Below are 1,755 nucleotides of genomic sequence, written 5' to 3' on the forward strand. Positions count from 1 at the left end.
GAGTCGACCTTCATAGACGAGTTCACCCGAGCTGTTCCAGCGGGCCAGGTCGCCGGTGCGGTAGAGGCGCTGGCCAGCCACAAACGGATGGGCTACAAAGCGTTCGGCCGTCAGGTCGGGTCGTCGCCAGTAGCCGCGGGCCAGGCCCAGCCCACCCACGTAGAGTTCACCCGTCACGCCGGGGGGCAGTAGCCGCCGCCCGCTGTCGAGCACGTAGACTGTCGTGTTGGCAATAGGCTTGCCAATCGTGATTGTTTCGTTAGTACGGAGTTGCTTAACCGTCGACCAGATGGTTGTTTCCGTTGGCCCATACATGTTCCAAACGCTGTCGGCCCGTTCTAACAGTTGGTTGGCCAGTTCCCGGCTTACGGGTTCGCCACCACACAGTATGGTCAAACCAGGTTGCCCGGCCCAGTGATGGTGTACCAACGCCTGCCATAACGTGGGTGTGGCCTGCATGATGGTCGGCTTTTCAAGCGCCATTACATCCAGCAGCCGGACCCAGTTGGTGAGCACCTCCTGACTGGTGAGCAATACCGCCGCGCCGTTTACCAGCGGCCAGAGCAGTTCCAGCACCGAAATGTCGAAGGTATAGGTCGTCACCGCCAGCAGTTTGTCATGGGGCTTAATACCCGGCTGCTGCGTCATGCTGTGCAGAAAATTACAAACGGCATCGTGCGTGATTTCAACGCCTTTGGGCCGACCTGTCGACCCAGACGTGTAGATCACGTAGGCCAGGTGGTTGGCGGCATCGGGCATCAGGCCAGCCAGATCGTTTACCGATACCCCACCAACGCCGAACGAACGTAACGGAATAGCCGCCGCCCCGTCATGCTGTTCAAGCAGCCCCGGCTCAGCGGCCTGATGGTTTAGCCGAACGGTGGTATACGTATGGGCTATGGTGCTGCTGATCTCGGCGCACAACGCCTGGGTATCGCCGTCGGCCAGCAGCAATGACAGTTTGGTATCTTCGATGATGTAGGCCAACCGGGCGAGGGGCAGCGAGGGATCGAGCGGCACATAGGCGGCATTGGCTTTTAGTGTAGCCAACATACTGATAACTAACCACTCCGATCGCTCCATCATCAGCCCTACCAGGGCGTTGGGTTGCAGCTGCTGGCGTTGAATCAGGTAACTAGCCAGTTCGTTGGCGCGGTCATTAACAAACTGGTAAGAGCGCCTGTTGTGCTCGAAAATAAGAGCAGTAGCCTGGGGAATTTGGGCCACCTGTTGTTCAAAAAGCTGGTGAATACGCGGCTGCCGGGGGTAGTCTACCGCTGTCTGGTTGAGGCCCTCAAGCAGCCGTTGCCGCTCAGTGGGAGTAACCAGTTCCAGCGTTTGTAGGGGGGCATCGGGCTGAGCCAGCACCTGCTCAAAAAGGTACGTCAGTTGGTCAGCAACGGCCTGTAGCTGCGTTGCGGTGTAGACCAGTTTGTTGTAGCTAAAGCGAAAACTCAGTTGTTCGCCGGGTACGACGGTCAGATTAAGCGGATAGTTAGTCTGTTCAAAAACAGCCAGTTGAGTAGCCTCGGGCGACACGAACCCCACGCCCTGCTCCGCTTCGACCGGGGGTGCTAGTGGCAGGTTTTCGAAGATGAGGATATGGTCGAGCAGCCCCGCCCCCAGCCCGCTCTGGGCCTGCACCTGCGCCAACGAACAATACTGGTGCGCCTCGCCCCCACTGGCCAACTGCTGACTCTGGACCAACAGGTCTACAAACCCCTGAACACTTTCGTAGCGCACCCGCACCGGCAC

1 protein-coding gene is annotated in these 1,755 nt (G+C 58.8%); it reads right to left on the bottom strand.

The features are described from left to right. The coding region (locus tag J2I48_RS28050) for a non-ribosomal peptide synthetase (protein ID WP_207338858.1) at positions 1-1,755 on the bottom strand (1,755 nt) is incomplete at both ends.

The sequence above is a fragment of the Fibrella aquatilis genome (assembly GCF_017353255.1).
Taxonomy (GTDB): domain Bacteria; phylum Bacteroidota; class Bacteroidia; order Cytophagales; family Spirosomataceae; genus Fibrella; species Fibrella aquatilis.